The sequence below is a fragment of the Ectobacillus funiculus genome (assembly GCF_004138295.1).
Taxonomy (GTDB): Bacteria; Bacillota; Bacilli; order Bacillales; family Bacillaceae_G; genus Ectobacillus; species Ectobacillus funiculus.
Genome location: NZ_SCFM01000139.1, coordinates 1 through 441, shown reverse-complemented (window position 1 = coordinate 441; position 441 = coordinate 1). Strand labels below are relative to the sequence as shown.

Annotated in this window: 1 protein-coding gene and 1 pseudogene; both read left to right on the top strand. The window is 31.1% G+C overall.

The window, feature by feature from the left end; translation table 11 throughout:
* A pseudogene (locus EP737_RS26455) lies at nt 1–138 on the top strand (glutamate:protein symporter); the annotation flags it as partial.
* 232 nt (nt 139–370) lie between these two features.
* Nucleotides 371–441, top strand: a 71-nt coding sequence (locus EP737_RS26705; protein WP_165350949.1) for a glyceraldehyde 3-phosphate dehydrogenase NAD-binding domain-containing protein, incomplete at its 3' end; no start/stop codon positions are given.

Here is a 441-nt window from a genome sequence, read left to right as displayed (position 1 = left end):
TTAGATATGGTTCGCACCTCTGTGAACGTATTAGGAAATGCTTTGGCAGCCATTTCAATGGCGAAATGGGAGGGCGAATTTGATACAGACAAAGCACGCCATTATGTGGATTCCGTTAAAGACTCAAAGGTTGCATAAGAAATAGGAGAAGAATTCGAATGATGTTTTTCTGACTGCGCTTCACATTGCAACATTTAATAGGATATTTGTCGTTCTTACCTTATTAGTAATATTTTTCAATTAAAACACTAATTTTTTGAGTGAGTTATTAAAAAAATTAAAAAAATGATGAATATATTTTTAAGTATGTTATACTACTTATAGATTTTAAGATAAATAGTATAACATATTAAAGGGGGATTTATTAATTATGATTAATGTTGCTATTAATGGGTTTGGCCGTATTGGAAGAATGGTATTTCGTCAAGCGATCAAAGAAAG